General features: G+C 67.3%; 13 protein-coding genes. 4 read left to right on the top strand and 9 right to left on the bottom strand.

The annotated features are described in order from the left end of the window. Positions 1-12 precede the first annotated feature (12 nt). Positions 13-558, bottom strand: coding sequence for a hypothetical protein (locus tag J5M86_RS04585; RefSeq protein WP_188060050.1), 546 nt, complete (start codon positions 556-558; stop codon positions 13-15). Between the two features lie 90 nt (positions 559-648). Here J5M86_RS04585 and J5M86_RS04580 point away from each other — a divergent pair, with 90 nt between their 5' ends. Continuing rightward, a complete protein-coding gene (locus J5M86_RS04580; RefSeq protein WP_188060049.1) occupies positions 649-1,398 on the top strand; it encodes a LysM peptidoglycan-binding domain-containing protein in 750 nt (249 codons plus the stop codon). After that, positions 1,395-1,901, top strand: coding sequence for an Rv3235 family protein (locus J5M86_RS04575; protein ID WP_188060048.1), 507 nt, complete (start codon positions 1,395-1,397; stop codon positions 1,899-1,901). Before J5M86_RS04580 ends, J5M86_RS04575 begins: the two co-directional genes overlap by 4 nt. An 80-nt stretch (positions 1,902-1,981) precedes the next feature. On the opposite strand, the gene secA is transcribed toward J5M86_RS04575, so the two are convergent. Further along, the gene (secA, locus tag J5M86_RS04570; RefSeq protein ID WP_188060047.1) at positions 1,982-4,711 is read right to left on the bottom strand and encodes a preprotein translocase subunit SecA; all 2,730 of its coding nucleotides are present in this window, start codon (positions 4,709-4,711) and stop codon (positions 1,982-1,984) included. Between the two features lie 218 nt (positions 4,712-4,929). Between secA and J5M86_RS04565 the strand changes: the two genes are divergently transcribed. Next, positions 4,930-6,666 carry a GNAT family N-acetyltransferase gene (locus tag J5M86_RS04565; RefSeq protein WP_188060046.1) on the top strand — a complete coding sequence of 579 codons (1,737 nt, stop codon included), beginning with the start codon at positions 4,930-4,932 and terminating at the stop codon, positions 6,664-6,666. Between the two features lie 85 nt (positions 6,667-6,751). Here J5M86_RS04565 and J5M86_RS04560 read toward each other — a convergent pair whose 3' ends face one another. Further along, entirely contained in the window at positions 6,752-7,723 is a 972-nt protein-coding gene (locus J5M86_RS04560) for a DMT family transporter (protein WP_188060045.1), read from the bottom strand. Between the two features lie 39 nt (positions 7,724-7,762). Between J5M86_RS04560 and J5M86_RS04555 the strand changes: the two genes are divergently transcribed. Continuing rightward, positions 7,763-8,308: an ABATE domain-containing protein gene (locus tag J5M86_RS04555; RefSeq protein ID WP_188060044.1), complete on the top strand. Its 546-nt coding sequence runs from the start codon at positions 7,763-7,765 to the stop codon at positions 8,306-8,308. On the opposite strand, the gene J5M86_RS04550 is transcribed toward J5M86_RS04555, so the two are convergent. The 6 genes from J5M86_RS04550 to mtrA form a co-directional block, all read right to left on the bottom strand. After that, positions 8,292-9,485, bottom strand: coding sequence for a winged helix-turn-helix domain-containing protein (locus J5M86_RS04550; RefSeq protein WP_370587323.1), 1,194 nt, complete (start codon positions 9,483-9,485; stop codon positions 8,292-8,294). The genes J5M86_RS04555 and J5M86_RS04550 overlap by 17 nt on opposite strands. A 159-nt stretch (positions 9,486-9,644) precedes the next feature. Then, positions 9,645-10,295, bottom strand: a complete 651-nt coding sequence (gene hpf / locus J5M86_RS04545) for a ribosome hibernation-promoting factor, HPF/YfiA family (protein ID WP_188060042.1) — start codon at positions 10,293-10,295, stop codon at positions 9,645-9,647. A gap of 228 nt (positions 10,296-10,523) precedes the next feature. Continuing rightward, positions 10,524-11,237, bottom strand: coding sequence for a ComF family protein (locus J5M86_RS04540; RefSeq protein ID WP_188060041.1), 714 nt, complete (start codon positions 11,235-11,237; stop codon positions 10,524-10,526). 85 nt (positions 11,238-11,322) lie between these two features. After that, positions 11,323-13,128 carry an LpqB family beta-propeller domain-containing protein gene (locus J5M86_RS04535; protein WP_188060040.1) on the bottom strand — a complete coding sequence of 602 codons (1,806 nt, stop codon included), beginning with the start codon at positions 13,126-13,128 and terminating at the stop codon, positions 11,323-11,325. Beyond that, complete coding sequence (mtrB, locus tag J5M86_RS04530) at positions 13,125-14,825, bottom strand: MtrAB system histidine kinase MtrB (RefSeq protein WP_305847086.1); 1,701 nt, start codon at positions 14,823-14,825, stop codon at positions 13,125-13,127. Before mtrB ends, J5M86_RS04535 begins: the two co-directional genes overlap by 4 nt. Then, a complete protein-coding gene (mtrA, locus tag J5M86_RS04525) occupies positions 14,818-15,498 on the bottom strand; it encodes an MtrAB system response regulator MtrA (RefSeq protein ID WP_188060039.1) in 681 nt (226 codons plus the stop codon). Before mtrA ends, mtrB begins: the two co-directional genes overlap by 8 nt. Between the last annotated feature and the right edge of the window lie 332 nt (positions 15,499-15,830).

Genomic DNA, 15,830 nt, shown 5'->3' with positions numbered 1-15,830 from the left:
CAGGTTGCAGCGCTAGCTGATTCGTCGGATGACTGCTATCGACGACCACGGGATCACCCGGCGTCCGGTCACTGCCGAAGCGCGCCGAACCGCATCTCCGGGATGCAGCGCCACTTCGAGGTGGTCGTGTCCGACGAAGTCGATCGTGCCGACCCATACACCACCACCGCTGTCGTAGACCCCGACCGGTGAACGGTCGCGGGAGATCGCTCGAAGCGCGACCCCCAGCCCGAACTCCCGCGCGTGAGTAGGCGATTGGTCACTGCGCCTACTGAGGCCACCGACACTGACCACACTGTGGACCGGGACGATGGCGCTCCCCCGCCCGAACTCGTCGACGACCAGCCAGTCGCGTCCGAGATCGACCAGGCGCCCGTCGACGGCACCGGCCGATGTCATGCAACTGATCGATTCGCCCATCGATCCGGCCACCCGGTCGAGCCAGCCGACCTGCGCCCGCTCGTGTCTGGTGAGTTCGGCGGCCTCTGCTTCCCGCTCCTGCCGGTCGGCTTCGACCAGTTGTGCCTCGAGGTCGCCGAAGAGCTCTTCCCACCGCATGGGAGCAGAGGCTAGTGCAGCTGCCGCCCTTTACCCACAATTTACCCTTTGGCACTGTTAATTACGTTTTATGGCGTTTAGTGTCGATTCATGATCTACTCGCTGAACCGCCGGGCCCGCGGCCTGGCGCTGCTCCTGGCCCTCGCCTGCGCGGCCGGCTCGGCGCTGAGCCTGACCGGCGTGGCCTTCGCCACCACTCACCTGGCGAGCGTCGACGCGTTGTGGACCTCCTGCCTCCGCATTGCCCTGAGCGCGGCGCTGGCGTGGGCGACCGTCGTCGCCGCGGCCGCCTACCGGTCGATCGGCGGGGTCGACGCACCCAGCAATCGCAGCGCGCGACTGCTCGCCTCGGGGCTGATCGCAGTGGCCGCCTGGAGCTTCTCCGGCGCCGCCTCGGCGACAGTAAGTGCTCCGCCCCCGGCGTCAGCGGTCGCGGTCGACACCGTGCCCACCCCCGACTTCATCAGCCCCGCCGCGGCGCAGGACGAGCGCGACACCGTCGCACCTGAAGTATCTGCCGCACCGCAGGCCCCTGAGCCCGGCTGGACGCCCACCGCGCCACCAGCGACCGCACCGGCCGATCGCACCCCACTGCTGATGTCCGGCGGGGCCACTACGGCCGACCGAACGGTCGTGGTTCGCCGCGGCGACTCACTGTGGTCGATCATCGGCCGTCACCTCGGCCCCACCGCCTCGGCTGACCAGATCGCAGCCTTGGTACCCGCCTGGCACGACGCGAACCGGGCCGTCATCGGCCCCGACCCGGACGTCCTGCTGGTCGGGCAGATCCTCACTTCACCCTCAACCAATGCCGCTGTGCCACAAGGAGGTTCGCGATGACCGCTGAGACCCTGGGAGCGAACGCGCTGCTCCTGCGACCTGCACCGTCCCTGCTCCCACCGGCACGGTCGCGACGCCACCTTCAGGTTGTGGACGACACCCAGCCAGTGCTGGCGGTCGGCTTCCGAGCTACCGAGTACGACCCCCATTTCGGACCACAGCGCACCCCGTCCCATGACCTTCCGGACCCGGCCGCGTGGGGTCAACGCTTGATCCTCGGGCTGTTGGAGACCCTCTCGGGGCTGCGACCCCCGTCGCAGGTGGAGCGGTGGATGACGCTGGAACTACGTGAGCGGGTGCGGCGCACTCACGCCGTGGCCGTCCGGCGCGGCGCACGACCGGCCAGCCCGGCGCGAGTGCTGCGGGTTCGTGCCTGCGAGGCGGTCGAAGGCGCTGCCGAGGTGTCAGCGGTCGTGCATGACCGCGGGCGGGTGCGCGCGGCGGCGATGCGACTGGTGGCCTGCGACGGACGCTGGTTGCTGACCGACCTGGAAATCGGCTGAGCAATCGGGTCCGGCTCTTCACACACGGAACGGCGGCCACCCCCAATCCGGGGCGGCCGCCGTTTCATCGCGCGACGTCGCTACTTCTTCGCGGTCGCCTTGGCCTTCTTTCGAGCCTTGGCGTTCGCCCGACGCTGCGCACGCGGCAGGTGTGCGTCGTCCTCGTCGCTCACCACGTGCCCGTCATCGGCGATCTCGTGCTGGTGCGCCTGACCGTCCTCACCCGGTGCGGTCAAGGTCATCTTCTCCACCGGCTTCTCCGGCAGCGATGCCTTGACCTCGTTCGGGTCGACCTCGACGTGGAAGAGGTTCTGGACGCTCTCCTCCTTGATCGCGTCGTTCATCGCCGAGAAGAGCTGGTAGCCCTCGCGCTGGTACTCCACCAGGGGGTCACGCTGCGCGAACTGGCGCAGGCTGATGCCCTCCTTGAGGTAGTCCATCTCGTAGAGGTGCTCGCGCCACTTGCGATCGAGCACCGACAACATCACGCGACGCTCAACCTCGCGGGCGACGTCCTCGCCCCATCCCTTTTCGCGCTCGTCGTACGCATGGTGTGCGTCCGAGCGGATCTCCTGGCTGAGCAGGTCGGCGTTGATGCCGGCGCGGCCGCCCACCTCGTCCTCGATCTCCTTGATCGTCAACGAGATCGGGTAGAGCTGCCTGAGCGCATCCCAGAGCTGGTCGAGGTCCCAGTCGTCGGAGAATCCCTCGGCAGTCGCCCCGTCGACGTAGGCATCGACGACGTCATTGATGAAGTGACGCACCTGCGGACCGAGGTCTTCGCCCTCCAGGATGCGGCGACGCTCCTTGTAGAGGGTCTCGCGCTGACGGTTGAGCACGTCGTCGTACTTCAGGACGTTCTTGCGGATCTCGAAGTTCTGCGCCTCGACGCTGGTCTGCGCCGAAGCGATGGAGCGGCTGACCATCTTGGACTCGATCGGCACCTCGTCCTCGATCTTGGCGGTCTGCATGAAGCGGTCGACCAGCGCGGCGTTGAACAACCGCATGAGGTCGTCCTGCAGCGACAGGTAGAACCGGCTCTCGCCGGGGTCACCCTGACGTCCGGCGCGTCCGCGCAGCTGGTTGTCGATACGGCGCGACTCGTGGCGCTCGGTGCCCAGCACGTACAGACCGCCGAGCTCGAGCACCTCCTCGTGCTGCGCCTCGACCGCCTTCTCGGCCTTGGCCAGCGCTTCGTCCCAGGCCGCCTCGTACTCCTCCGGCGTCTCTTCCGGATCGAGGCCCCGGCGCTTGAGCGCGGCCACAGCGATGTGCTCGGGGTTGCCGCCGAGCATGATGTCGGTGCCTCGACCAGCCATGTTGGTGGCCACAGTGACGGCGCCCTTGCGGCCGGCCTGCGCGACGATCTGCGCTTCCTGCTCGTGGAACTTGGCGTTGAGCACCTCGTGCGGCACGCCCTTGCGGCGCAGTTGCTCCGAGAGGTATTCCGACTTCACGACGCTGGTGGTACCGACCAGCACCGGCTGGCCCTCGCGGTGGCGGTCGACGATGTCGTCGACGACGGCGTTGAACTTCGCCTCTTCGGTGCGATAGATCAGGTCGGGCTGGTCGACACGCACCATCGGCTTGTTCGTCGGGATGGTGACGACGCCCAGTTTGTAGATCTGGTGCAGCTCGGCGGCTTCGGTCTGGGCCGTACCTGTCATGCCGGCGAGCTTGTCGTACATACGGAAGTAGTTTTGCAGCGTGATCGTGGCCATGGTGTGGTTTTCGTTCTGGATCTCCACACCCTCCTTGGCCTCGATCGCCTGGTGCATGCCCTCGTTGTAACGACGGCCGGCGAGCATACGACCGGTGTGCTCGTCGACGATGAGGATCTCGCCGTCCTTGACGACGTAGTCCTTGTCCTTCTTGAACAGTTCCTTGGCCTTGATGGCGTTGTTCAGGTAGCCGATGAGCGGGGTGTTCTCGGCCTGGTAGAGGTTTTCGATGCCGAGCAGGTCTTCGACCTTCTCGATGCCCGACTCCATGATGCCGACGGTCTTCTTCTTTTCGTCGATCTCGTAGTCGCCGTCACCGGGCTTGTTCTCGCCGGCCTTCTTCGGCGCGCACTTCAGGTGTTCGACGATCTTGGAGAACTCGACGTACCAACGCGTGGCCTCGTCGGCCGGGCCACTGATGATCAACGGCGTACGGGCCTCGTCGATCAGGATGGAGTCGACCTCGTCAACGATCGCGAAGTTGTGGCCGCGCTGCACGAGTTCGTCGGTCGACCACGACATGTTGTCGCGCAGGTAGTCGAAGCCGAACTCGTTGTTGGTGCCGTAGGTGATGTCCTTGTTGTACTCCACGCGCCGCTGGTCGGGCGTCATGGACGCCATGATGCAGCCGGTCTCCAGGCCGAGCATGCGGTGCACGCGCCCCATCAACTCCGACTGGTACTCAGCCAGGTAGTCGTTGGTCGTGATGACGTGCACGCCCTTGCCGCTCAGCGCGTTCAAATAGGAGGGCAGGGTCGCGACGAGGGTCTTGCCCTCACCGGTGCGCATCTCGGCGACGTTGCCGAGGTGGAGCGCGGCGCCGCCCATGAGCTGGACGTCGAAGTGACGCTTGCCGATGGTGCGGACACTCGCCTCACGCACCGCCGCAAAAGCCTCCGGCAGCAGGTCGTCGAGGGTCTCGCCTTCTTCCAAGCGCTTGCGGAACTTGTCGGTCTCTTCCCGCAGTTCGGCGTCGCTGAGCGCCTTGAAGTCGTCTTCCAGCAGGTTGACCTGAGCCGCCAGAGCCGCCAATCGCTTGACGGTACGGCCCTCTCCGGCCCGCAGGACCTTCTCGACTACCTTCGGCACTGTTGCTCCTCGTTCGTGGACAGACCCACCAAGACTAATGGCCGCACAGCGACCGCAGCACCAACGCCCCACTCTGCGCCTCGAGTTCCACCAGTGCGCTGACCGTCTGCGGGTTCATCGACGATGCGCCGCGCCCGCGAGGGCGAGGACGGCCGGGGACGACTCGACAGGACGAATTGGGTGGCGACCCCAGGTCAAGGGGTGGTTGGGTCAGGTGCATGCGCTTTCCCGATGACGTCCCGGTGCTCACCGACGGCGACCTGACCTTGCGCGCGTACTCCCCCGCGGATGCGCCGAGAATCATCGAATTCGCGAACGATGCCCGCTCGCGCCAGTGGATTCCGCTGCCAGAGCCGTATGGAGCAGAACAAGCGCAGCAGTATCTCGACCTGAGCGCCAGCCACTGGAACGCCGATCCGGTGCACCCTACGTGGGCGATCGAACTGGACGGGCGCTTCGCCGGCGGCATCAACCTGCATCCACGTGGCGGCCGCACCTGGGAGGTCGGCTACTCGCTGCATCCGGACGCGCGTGGTCACGGCGTCATGACGCGCACGGTGCGGCTGGTCGTCGACTACTGCTTCGAGCGCATGGACGCCCAGGTCGTGACGTGGCGCTGCGGCGCCGGCAACTTCGCTTCCTGGCGTCCGGTATGGGCGGCTGGCTTCACCTTCGACGGAGTGTGGCGCGGCATGCACCGCGGATCGTTCGGCGAGAGCGACGGCCTCTGGCTGGGCTCACTGTCGCGCGGCGAATGGGAAGACTCACGCCTGCGCGATGTGCGGGCGGCGCGTCCGTGGTGGGAGCCCAAACTGTTGCGGGGCGACAAAGTCGTGCTGCGTCCGTACCGCGACGGTGATGAACTGCCCGAGCACCCGGACGCCGTCGCTCAGCAGTTCAGCGCCGACCTGCAGCCGCGGGCCGATGAGTTCCCGCGCTGGTTACGCGACCACCGCCGCCGGATGGCGATCGGCGACGGGGTCTTCTGGTGCATCGCGGACGCCACCACCGACCAACTCCTGGGCCACGTCCAGCTCACCCGGCTCGACGTCGATTTCATCCGCGGCACCGGCTGGCTCGGCTATTGGCTCCTTCCCGAGGCCCGCGGCCGGGGCGCTCTCGCCGAGGCGCTCGAGCTGCTCATCCCACACGCCTTCGCGCCACTGACCGATCGCGCGGGCCTGCGTGGCGGCATCGGTCTGCACCGGCTGTACGCCGGTACCGATGAGGACAACCACGCCTCCCAGCGTGTCCTGCGGCGAGCGGGGTTCACCGAGTGCGCGACCGAACGTTCGACGCTTGCCCACGACGATCGTCCACACAGCGGCGCAACCAGTTTCGAGCTCCTCGCTTCGGACGACCGGGAAGCCAAGCGCGTGCAACCGCTCTCGGTGCCGACCTTGCGAACCGAACGCTTGGTGCTGCGGGAATGGACGCCAGCAGACGCACCTGGCCCGAACGACGTGACCGACGACGACGCGCGCCGGTTCATGGCGAACGAGTTGCCGACGACGCAGACCTTCGCGGCGGCGTTGCGCCGTCGGCGTCTCTTCGCCGATCGCGGCGACCAGATCAGCTGGTGCATCACCGACCCCGAAACTGGGCGGGTGCTGGGCAACATCAATCTTTTCGGCATCGGTGAAGGCACCGCAACGAACGCCGAGGTCGGCTACTGGCTGTGGGCGCACGCCCGCGGCCGTGGCGTCACCGGCGAGGCATTGGAGGCGGTGCTCGACCACGCGTTCGGCGAGCTGGGCCTGACCCGCGTCCAGGCCGGCACGGACCTGGCCAACGTGGCGTCCCAGAAGATCCTGCTACGAGCGGGCTTTCGTCAGTGGGGCGCCGATCGTCAGGCGTACACCGCAGCGGACGGTTCGATCACCGACGGCGCCTACTTCGAGCTGCTCGGCGCTGACCGCGACCAGCCAGCAGGACGTGCGGGTCAGCGCGACTGATCTCTGGGCACGCGCACCGATGGGACGAAGTGCACGGGCTCAATGCATGGGCGACAAGCTGCGATGAGCGCCGACCTGCGGTGGATCAGAGCGGCTCGGGAAGGTCGGGTTCGAGTTCGGGCACGGGTTCGCCGAGCTTGACCAGCACCACGCCACCGAGGATCAGCAAGCCACCGAGAAGCTGCACCAGTCCGGGCTTCTGCGCCAGGAGGATCGCGCCGAAGGCGAGCGAGAAGAGCACCTCCATCAGCGCCACGAAGGATGCGACGCGTGATCCGAGGGCGCGCGCCGCAGCGATGCCTGAGGAGTAGGCAAGCGCCGCCGTGACCAGTCCAAGACCCAGCAGCACGACCCACCAGGGCACCTGACCGATCGAGAACTGCACCGACCCGGTCGCCGTGGCGTAGGGCACCACGCCGACCAGGCAGGCGATGGCCATGGTCGCGGCGCCCACCCAGAGACCGGCACCAGCGAGCGCGAGCGGTGGCAGGTGCGTCTCGCGCGCCGACAGGATGAAGTAGACGGCCGCGCCACACATCGCCAGCAGGGCCCACGTCATGCCCTGCAGGTCGACCTGTGCACCGGAGAGCAGGTCGAGGACGAGCGCAAGACCGGCGATGGCCACCGCCGCACCGATCGCGGTGAGCCGGCTGGGACGCTGCCCATGCCGCAACCACAGGTAGCCGACGACGGCGATCGGCGCGGCGTACTCGACCAGCAGCGCCATCGCGACCGGCATCGTCTGCACCGCGTTGAAGTAGAACAGCTGCGTGCCGGCGACCGCGATGAGTCCGTACCCGATCACGAGTCCGAGGTCGGCGCGCAGAAGGTGCCAGCGCCCGCGCAGCGCGAAGATCGTCGGGATGGTGAGCGCGACGGCCGCCACGAGAATGCGGTAGAGCACCGCCGAACCGGGCGTCCAGCCCAACTCGATGAGTCCGCGACCGAGCGCACCGGAGCCGCCGAACGAGACAGCGGAGATGATCGCGAAGAGCAGGCCCGAGCGGGCGTTGGTGCTCGCAACCGCAATCGGTCGGTCATCAGTCACAGCGGTCATGGCTCATGACGGTAGGGCCAAGCGATGTAAGGTGTCAAAATGCGCTTTGCTCATGACACCGAGCCCGCCCTTCGCGCGGCCGTCCGGCTGGTCAACAGCGCCGCTGCGCCCGACACCCTGACGACCCTCGCGCAACTGCACGAGTTCTACCGGTCAGAGGGCTACACGGGCCGTGCGCCGCGCACCAACGCCGACCTGGAGCAGGTGCGTGCGATCCGTCCCGACCTGCGCCAACTGCTGACGGCCGATCGCGACGAGGCGGCCGAGCTCGTCAATCACATCCTGGAGCAGGTGCAGACCCAGCCGCGCCTGGTGCGCCACGACGACCTCGATTGGCACCTGCATGTCGTGGACGACGACAGCCCGCTGCACGTGCGAATCCTGGTGGAGACCGCGATGGCGATGATCGACTTCATCCGCTCGGACGAACTGTCGCGCCTGTCGGTCTGTGAGGCCGATGACTGTGAGGGGGTGGTGCTCGACCTCACCCGCAACCGGTCGAAGATCTTCTGCTCGCCCACCTGCAGCAATGCCTCCGCAGTAGCCGCGTATCGGGAGCGTCAGCGCGCTAGCGCACGTCGATGAACACGTCGGTCAGCTGCAACCAATCAGCCATGGATCGCAGGTTGGCCGCCAGCGCCTCGGCTGCGCCGGAAGGCACCTGCGGCTCCCACGAAATGCGTTGTGCCCGAAGCACACTGCTCTGACGGTCGGCCTTGAGGTCGACCCGTGCGACCAGCTCGCCCTGGTAGAGGAAGGGCAACACGTAGTAGCCGTGCACCCGGAGATGGGCAGGGGTGTAGATCTCGATCCGGTAGTGGAAGTCGAAGAGGTCATGGGCTCGTTCTCGTTGCCACACCAGTGAGTCGAACGGGCTGAGCAACGCCTGCGCGTCGCTCTTGCGGGGTCGAGCGGCATCCGCGTGGAGATAGGCCGGGCGGTTCCATCCACGCACCTGCACCGGACGCAACTCCCCCGCCGTCACCAGCGCCTCGATCGCGGGGCGGGCCTGGCTGGTCTTGAGCCGGAAGTAGTCGCGGAGGCATAACTCACTGCCGATGCCGTGCGCCCGGGCAGCGATGCGCACCAGTTCGATGAACGACTCGTGCTCGGCTGGACGTGCGTCTGGTGCGGCTGCCGCACGGGCGCTGATGGGGAACGTGGATTCGACTGCGGCGTAACGCCGTTCGAACTGTGAGTTGCGTCCGGCGCTGGTGATACGGCCCGCCCAGAAGAGATGCTCCAAGGCGTTCTTGACCAGGCTCCAGTTCCACCCCCAGTGCTCTTTCACCTGCGGGACGTCATGCGCCAGTTGCGCCTCCACCTGTCGAGCTGTGAGCGGCCCACGCAGCCGCACCTCCTGCTCGACAGTCGCGACAAGATCAGGGTGGTGACGAGCGACGCTCTGCATGCCGCCCCACGACTCGGCCTCGGCACGCCGCATCCGGAAGGTCAGGTGCGGCCAGGTGCTCGACGGGATGAGGCTGGCTTCGTGCGCCCAGTACTCCACCACCCGGCGCGGCGCCACGTCGCGTGCGCGGTCAAGCAACGCGGTGTGATAGGGCCCCAGCCGGGAGAAGAAGGGAAGGTAATGACTGCGCGACAGCACGTTGACGCTGTCGATCTGGACGACGCCCACCCGGTCGATCACCCGCTGCAGATGCCGCATCGTCGCGGCGAAAGGTGCGGGTCGGCGGTCGTGGAAACCCTGCGCTGCCAGTGCGATTCGCCGGGCCTGCGCTTTCGTGAGGGTTTCGGTCACCTCGTGCATGATGCGCTCAGCGTAGAACGGTGCACCGACAGACCCTTGTGCCGAGCCCGGCGTCACATGTCAGCAGCGGGGGTCGGTCCAATCCGGGGTCGTGCCGAGCGCACACACGAGAACGGCGGGGCCCACGGTGGGCCCCGCCGTTCACTCACGTCAGGCCGTCTCTGCGGCGGCTTCCTGGACGTCAAGGGTGATCACGCCGTACGACCATCCGCGGCGGCGGTAGACCACGGCCGGCTTGTCGGAGTCGATGTCGTGGTAGAGGAAGAAGTCGTGACCGACCAGTTCCATGGCGTTGAGCGCCTGGTCGACCGACATCGGCGCGTCGGTGTGGGTCTTCTCGCGCAACTCGATCGGGCAGTCGGCGTCGCCGCCGAGCTTGGCGATCGACTCGGGCACCGGACGGTCGTCGTCCTGCGTGGCAGCCGCGGGTTGCTCATCAAGGCCGGCCAGCGGCGCGGTGGCGTCGTGCACCGACTTGGGCACCTTGCGCCCGCCACGGTTGATCCGGCGCTTGTCGTGTTGGCGGCGCAATCGCTCGCCGAGCCTGGTCGATGCCAGGTCGAGCGCGGCGTACACCTCATCGGCGCTGGCCTCCGCACGAATCACGGTGCGCTTGCCGTAACAGGTGATCTCCACGCGTTCGGCCTCCTTGGCCTGACGCGGGTTCGCCTCGTGTGAGACGACGACCTCGCAGCGGGTGACGCGCGGGTCGAGCTGGTTCACCTTCGCCAGCTTCTCCTCGATGTGACGCTGAAAACGTTCGGGTACCGACGTGTGACGTCCGGTGACCGTGATCTCCATGGAATCTCCTTGTGCTCAGAAGACAGACCTGTGAACTAGGCGTCCGATTCCTCCCGGCGACCACCTCCAGACCGAAAAGACACGAGCCGGTGACGACCTTGTCGTGTCGCACCGGCTTCCATGAACCAACGCTATGCCACCACGACAGGAACGTCCACAGATCCGCCAATCGGACAACTTCGTGAGACAAATCGGTTGACAGGGAACAGGACTCGCAGCCGACCGTTGTCATGGTTCGAACCTGCGCACCGCCGTCGCGAGGGTGGCGGCCACGACGTGCTGCGCCCCGGCGCTACGCAGCGCCCGCGTCGCTTCGGCGAGGGTCGCGCCGGTGGTGAGGACGTCGTCGAGAAGCAGACAGCTCAGGCCCTCGACGCGGTCCGCCCGCATCGCACCAGCGAGGTTCGACACCCGTTGATCGGCGTCCAGACCGGACTGGTCGACCACCCGCCGCCGAAACGTCAGCCTCGCCGGTGCGGCGATCGTGAAGCCGCCGCCGGCGAGGGCACGACGGGTCAGCTCGAGCAGCGGTAGACGGCCGCGTGTGCGCACCGACGCTGCACTGGACGGCGCACAGACCACCAGCAGGCGACTGTCGGCGCGGGCCTCGAGCAGCTGCGGAGCCTGATGCATCACTCCGATGACGGATGCACGTAACAGCGGCGCGAGCGGCGCACTCAGGTCGGTGCGGTCGTCGTCCTTGAACGCCGGCAGGCATCGAGTGAGCACCGACTCGTAGACCGCGTGACTCCACACCGCGGGCAACCCCGACAGGTCTCGGGTCACCCAGCCGTACGCCGGGCCACGACAGAGCGCGGTCAGGGCCGAGGCACAGCCGGCGCACCAGCGTTCGTGCCTTCGGCGGCAGCCCGCGCACTGGCGAGGCGCTGCGAGTTCGAGCAGTGCATCGACGCCGGCCGCGCACCGTTGATAGACACCCATGTGCCCAGCGTCCGCGGTGTCATGGTCTGATGCGCTGCCGCAGCCAGGGGCTGTGGAGAAGCCGAGGCTCGCCTGCGCCTGTGGATCAACTACCCGGTGCGATGACGTCGGTGACACCAGGTAGCGTGCGCCAACCCCCGCCGATCCGTTCCTGGACTCCGGGCTTGTTGGTGATCACGAACAGGTCGCCGGTGCCGCGACCGGTGGCGACAATCTGCTGGGCGCCCTGCACGACACCGAGCGGATTCACGAAACCACTCAGCGGCACCTCGATCACCTGCTGGTCACCGGACTGCCCGATCCTGCCGATGACGGCCAGGGTCACCTCGTCCAGCCAGCCGACGTCGATGACATCGGTGACCGACTGGCCGACCTCGACGGGCTGGGCGAGCGCGGTCACCTGGCGGTTGGCATCCCGGATGACGAACGACATCAGCAGTTTCGTCTTGCCGTTCGCCCCCCGGGTCACGAGCACCACGCGCTGTCCGTCGCGGGCGACCTTCAGACTCAGCACCTGCGAATCGCCGAGCCAGGGCGCCGAGACGACCTGTGGTCGAGCGGTCCGCGGCGCTGCCTTGGCATCCATCACCCAGATCGTCGCGCCACTGGACACTTCCCTGTCGGGTCCTGAATTGGACAGTGCAAGGCCCGCGACCCACATCTCGTCCAGGTAGTCGAAGCTCGGGCGTGTCAACTGCCGACCGAAGGTGGGGACGATGTACAGATCTGCTCCGCGGGCCCAGCGGCCGAGGCTCGACCGGTCACCACTGACCCCGACCACCTGATCTCCTTCGGCGTCGGCAGCCAGGAGATACCAGTTGCGGTTCAGGGCGGGCAGCGGTGGCTGGTTGCCCTGTGGAGCACGACGGCTCTGGCCGTCCGTGCGCCAGCTGAGCGACTGGGCAGTGCGCGTCACCAGCCCCGCTTCCGAAGGCCCGGCCACCGAGTAGCCGACATCGGAGGGAAGCACGGGTGCGGGCGGCAGTTGGTCGTCGTCGAGCCGGGCACCGCCGACGCTGATCGTCACGCGGTGCACCTTCGGCACCTGGTTGAGAGTGGCCATCATCGCTGCCCAAAGGGCTGTGCGGGTGGAGGAATCCGCCTTACGCACACCATCGGTGAGCTCGACGGTCGCCACACCGTCCGCGCTCACGGGCACGGCGTCGACCGCCAGGCGTGTGCCGCCCGGCACCTGGTTGAGGTCGGGCGCCGAACCGTCGGCCTGCGACACCCACTCCGGCGCACCCCTGAGCACCGCACGCGCCAGCGCGGTCGCGAGGCCGGTGCGTGGGAACCATTGCTGGTCGGGAACGAGCGTTCGGGTGCGGCGCTCGGCCAGGTAGACGGTGTACGGCGCATACGTGCGATCACGGAAGTCGGTCGTCGAGAGGTAGGGGCCGAAGTCGGCCGGAAGGCCGGAGATCCGCCACTGTCCACCCACCTTGGCCAACGCGATGTCGACGGTGCGATGGCTCGGCACGACCATCTGTTTCAGATGTCCGGAACTGTCGAGTTCGGCCCAGGTGGTGGCGGTCAGCCGCACCCTCCCGGGGCCGATGTCACTGACCACGAAATCGCGCTCGCCCTGATTGATCGAGACGCGCCCGCTGGGCGCCCATCGTTTGCTCGCCTCGGGCGTGAGGAACTCGCGCGCGACGCCGAAACCTTCCTTGATGCTTCCGTTCGCTCGCAGGAAGCCCTTCACGATGTCAATCGGCCCGGCCCCCGACTGTGGACCGTAGAACTCAACGTCGGCGGGCTGGGCAGTCGGCGCATCGGCGATGGGTTGCTTGGCCCGCACCCCACTGGACGTCGGCAGCCCGGCGCAGCCGGTGAGCAACACCAGCGCCGCCACCACGGCGGTCCACACGGTGCAACGGCGATTGGTCACGGCGCGCCTCCTGTGCTGGTGGGAGCGTCGAGCTCGTTGCCCAGCGTGAGGGAGTTGCCGGAGGGCATGAAGCGTCCGACCTGGGAGTCGTCCGGCGCCAGCGGCAGTGGTGATCGGGCGATCGGGACGCCGGGACTACGCGGCAGCGTGAGTCGGAAGCAACTACCCTCCCCCGGCGCGCCCCACGCCTGCAGCCAGCCGTCGTGCAGGCGGGCGTCCTCCAACGCGATCGAGAGTCCGAGCCCGGTACCGCCGGTCGTCCGAGCACGAGCTGGGTCGGCCCGCCAGAAGCGGTTGAACACCCGCACCGCATCTCCGGGTCGCAGGCCCACACCGTGGTCTCGCACGGTGACCGCGACTGCAGTGGAGTTGGCCGCGATCTCGATGTCGATGGGACGCCGCTCACCGTGCTCGATGGCGTTGGTGACCAGGTTGCGCAGGATCCGCTCGATGCGGCGTTCGTCCATCGGCACGAGCACACCGCGCTTACCCAGCACTCTGATCGGGGTGCCGCTGCGTTCGGCCAACACGCTCGAAGCATCGACGACACGATCGACCAGCACCCGCAGATCTCCGGGGCTCGTGGCGAGCGCACCGGCGCCGGCATCGAACCGGCTGATCTCGAGCAGGTCGGTCAACAGCGACTCGAAACGGTCGAGTTCGGCGCTCAGCAACTCCGCCGAACGTGCGACCGGCTGACTGAAATCGGCGCGGCTGGCGTGAATCATGTCGACGGCCATCCGGATGGTCGTGAGGGGCGTGCGCAGCTCGTGCGAGACGTCGGAGGTGAAGCGCTGCTGCAGCGTGGAGAGGTCTTCGAGCTGGCGGATCTGCCGTTGCAGGCTGTCGGCCATGGCATTGAAGGAGGTCGCCAACCGCGCGAGGTCGTCCTCACCCTTGACCTGCATTCGTTCGTTGAGCGCGCCGGCGGTCAGTCGTTCGGAGACGTGGGCGGCCGAGCGAACCGGGGTGACGACCATGCGGGTGACCAGGTATGCCAGCGCGGCCAGCAGCGCAAGGAGCGCAACACCGCCGGCGGCGAAGCTGCCCTTGACGATGTTGAGCGTGCTGACTTCTGCGTCCATGGGATAGACGAAGAAGAGATCGTAGGCGCCGGCGTTGGGCACCGAGACCCGCGATCCGACGACCACGGCCGGCACTTCGCCGGCACCGTCGCTGCCCGGCACGCTGATGATCTGCACCTGCTGGTGGTCGGGGTCGTCGCGCAGCGCGGTGCGGATCTCGTCGGGGATCATCTCCGTCTTCAACGGCGGGGAGGAGATCTTGGCGATCGGCTGCGCGCTGTTGTCCAGCGATTGCATGAAAGCTACCCGGCGTGAGAGGTCGTCGCCGGGCGAACGCACCTGCTGCACCATGTCGCTGGCGAGCTGCCGCAGCGAACTGAGGTCGGTATTGGGGGTGCTGGCGAAGATGCTCTGGACGTCGGCCCGCTTGCTCAAGCTCTCGGCCTCGGCGGAGGCCAGTTTCGATTCGACCAGCCCGGTGGCGATGCGGTGATACATGTACGACCCGAGGACGAGGGTCACGACCGCTCCGGCGATGGCAGTGGTGACCACCACGCGGGTGTGCAGCGAACGACGCCACGAACTGCCGAGGGCGCGCAGCGTTGTGCGCAGCGCTGCCCAGAGCCCGGCGAGCAGGCGGCGTCCGCCACTCACCGGCTCTTCATCAGGCACTCGGTCCGGCCTTATAGCCCACTCCTCGCACGGTCAGGACGATCTCGGGGTGCTCGGGATCGCGCTCAACCTTCGAACGCAACCGCTGCACGTGGACGTTGACCAACCGGGTGTCGCCGGCGTGCCGATAACCCCACACCTGCTCCAGCAGCACCTCCCGGGTGAACACCTGCCACGGCTTACGCGCAAGCGCCACGAGAAGGTCAAACTCCAACGGAGTCAAAGAAATTGGCTTGCCATCGCGGGTAACGCTGTGACCGGCAACATCGATCGAGATGTCACCCATCGTCAGCGGTTCGACATCGGCTTCTTCGCCGCGACGCAGTCGCGCACGTACACGAGCCACAAGCTCCTGCGGTTTGAACGGTTTGTTGACGTAGTCGTCGGCCCCGGCTTCCAGGCCCGCGACGACGTCCGTGGTGTCGGTGCGAGCAGTGAGCATCACGATCGGGACATGCGACTCGGCACGGATCTGCTTACAGACCTCGACGCCGTCGATGCCCGGCAGCATGACGTCGAGCAGCACGACGTCCGGCTTGGCCTCCCGGAACGCCGCAAGCGCGCCGGATCCTGTGGCGCAGTGGGCCACCTGCATCCCCTCGCCGCGCAGCACAATGCCGAGCATTTCGGCCAGCGACGGGTCGTCGTCCACCACCAGGACTCGCGGGGTCATCGATTCAGCCTTTCTCACCGGGTGCTCAGCACATCTTCACACGATCAGCCGACAACAACGACAACACGCCTCCCCGAGCCACGACACGCGGCAAAACGACGCCACAGCGCAAGGCGGCGAGCGGCAGACATACACACGAAGTCGACAAGCCTCGATGAGACGCGGACGTTGACGACGTGGTCAAGGCAGGACGCGGCAACGACGATGCTGCTCCGCACCGAGGAACGAGGTGCGGAGCAGAGGAGGAGTGCTCGCCAGAGGAGATAGCACTGATTTCGCGAGATGAGTGCGGCCGGTCTGCCAGGGACGAAGTCCCAGCAGACCGGCCGCAC

Source organism: Yimella sp. cx-51 (assembly GCF_017654605.1).
GTDB lineage: Bacteria > Actinomycetota > Actinomycetes > Actinomycetales > Dermatophilaceae > Yimella.
This window is presented reverse-complemented; position numbering and strand designations above follow the sequence as displayed.

Bases quoted from the DNA above. Each gene is read 5' to 3' on its own strand.
- J5M86_RS04585 (WP_188060050.1), bottom strand. From the start codon at position 558: ATGCGGTGGGAAGAGCTCTTCGGCGACCTCGAGGCACAACTGGTCGAA.
- J5M86_RS04580 (WP_188060049.1), top strand. From the start codon at position 649: ATGATCTACTCGCTGAACCGCCGGGCCCGCGGCCTGGCGCTGCTCCTG.
- J5M86_RS04575 (WP_188060048.1), top strand. From the start codon at position 1,395: ATGACCGCTGAGACCCTGGGAGCGAACGCGCTGCTCCTGCGACCTGCA.
- J5M86_RS04565 (WP_188060046.1), top strand. From the start codon at position 4,930: ATGCGCTTTCCCGATGACGTCCCGGTGCTCACCGACGGCGACCTGACC.
- J5M86_RS04560 (WP_188060045.1), bottom strand. From the start codon at position 7,723: ATGACCGCTGTGACTGATGACCGACCGATTGCGGTTGCGAGCACCAAC.
- J5M86_RS04555 (WP_188060044.1), top strand. From the start codon at position 7,763: ATGCGCTTTGCTCATGACACCGAGCCCGCCCTTCGCGCGGCCGTCCGG.
- hpf (WP_188060042.1), bottom strand. From the start codon at position 10,295: ATGGAGATCACGGTCACCGGACGTCACACGTCGGTACCCGAACGTTTT.
- J5M86_RS04540 (WP_188060041.1), bottom strand. From the start codon at position 11,237: ATGGGTGTCTATCAACGGTGCGCGGCCGGCGTCGATGCACTGCTCGAA.
- mtrA (WP_188060039.1), bottom strand. From the start codon at position 15,498: ATGACCCCGCGAGTCCTGGTGGTGGACGACGACCCGTCGCTGGCCGAA.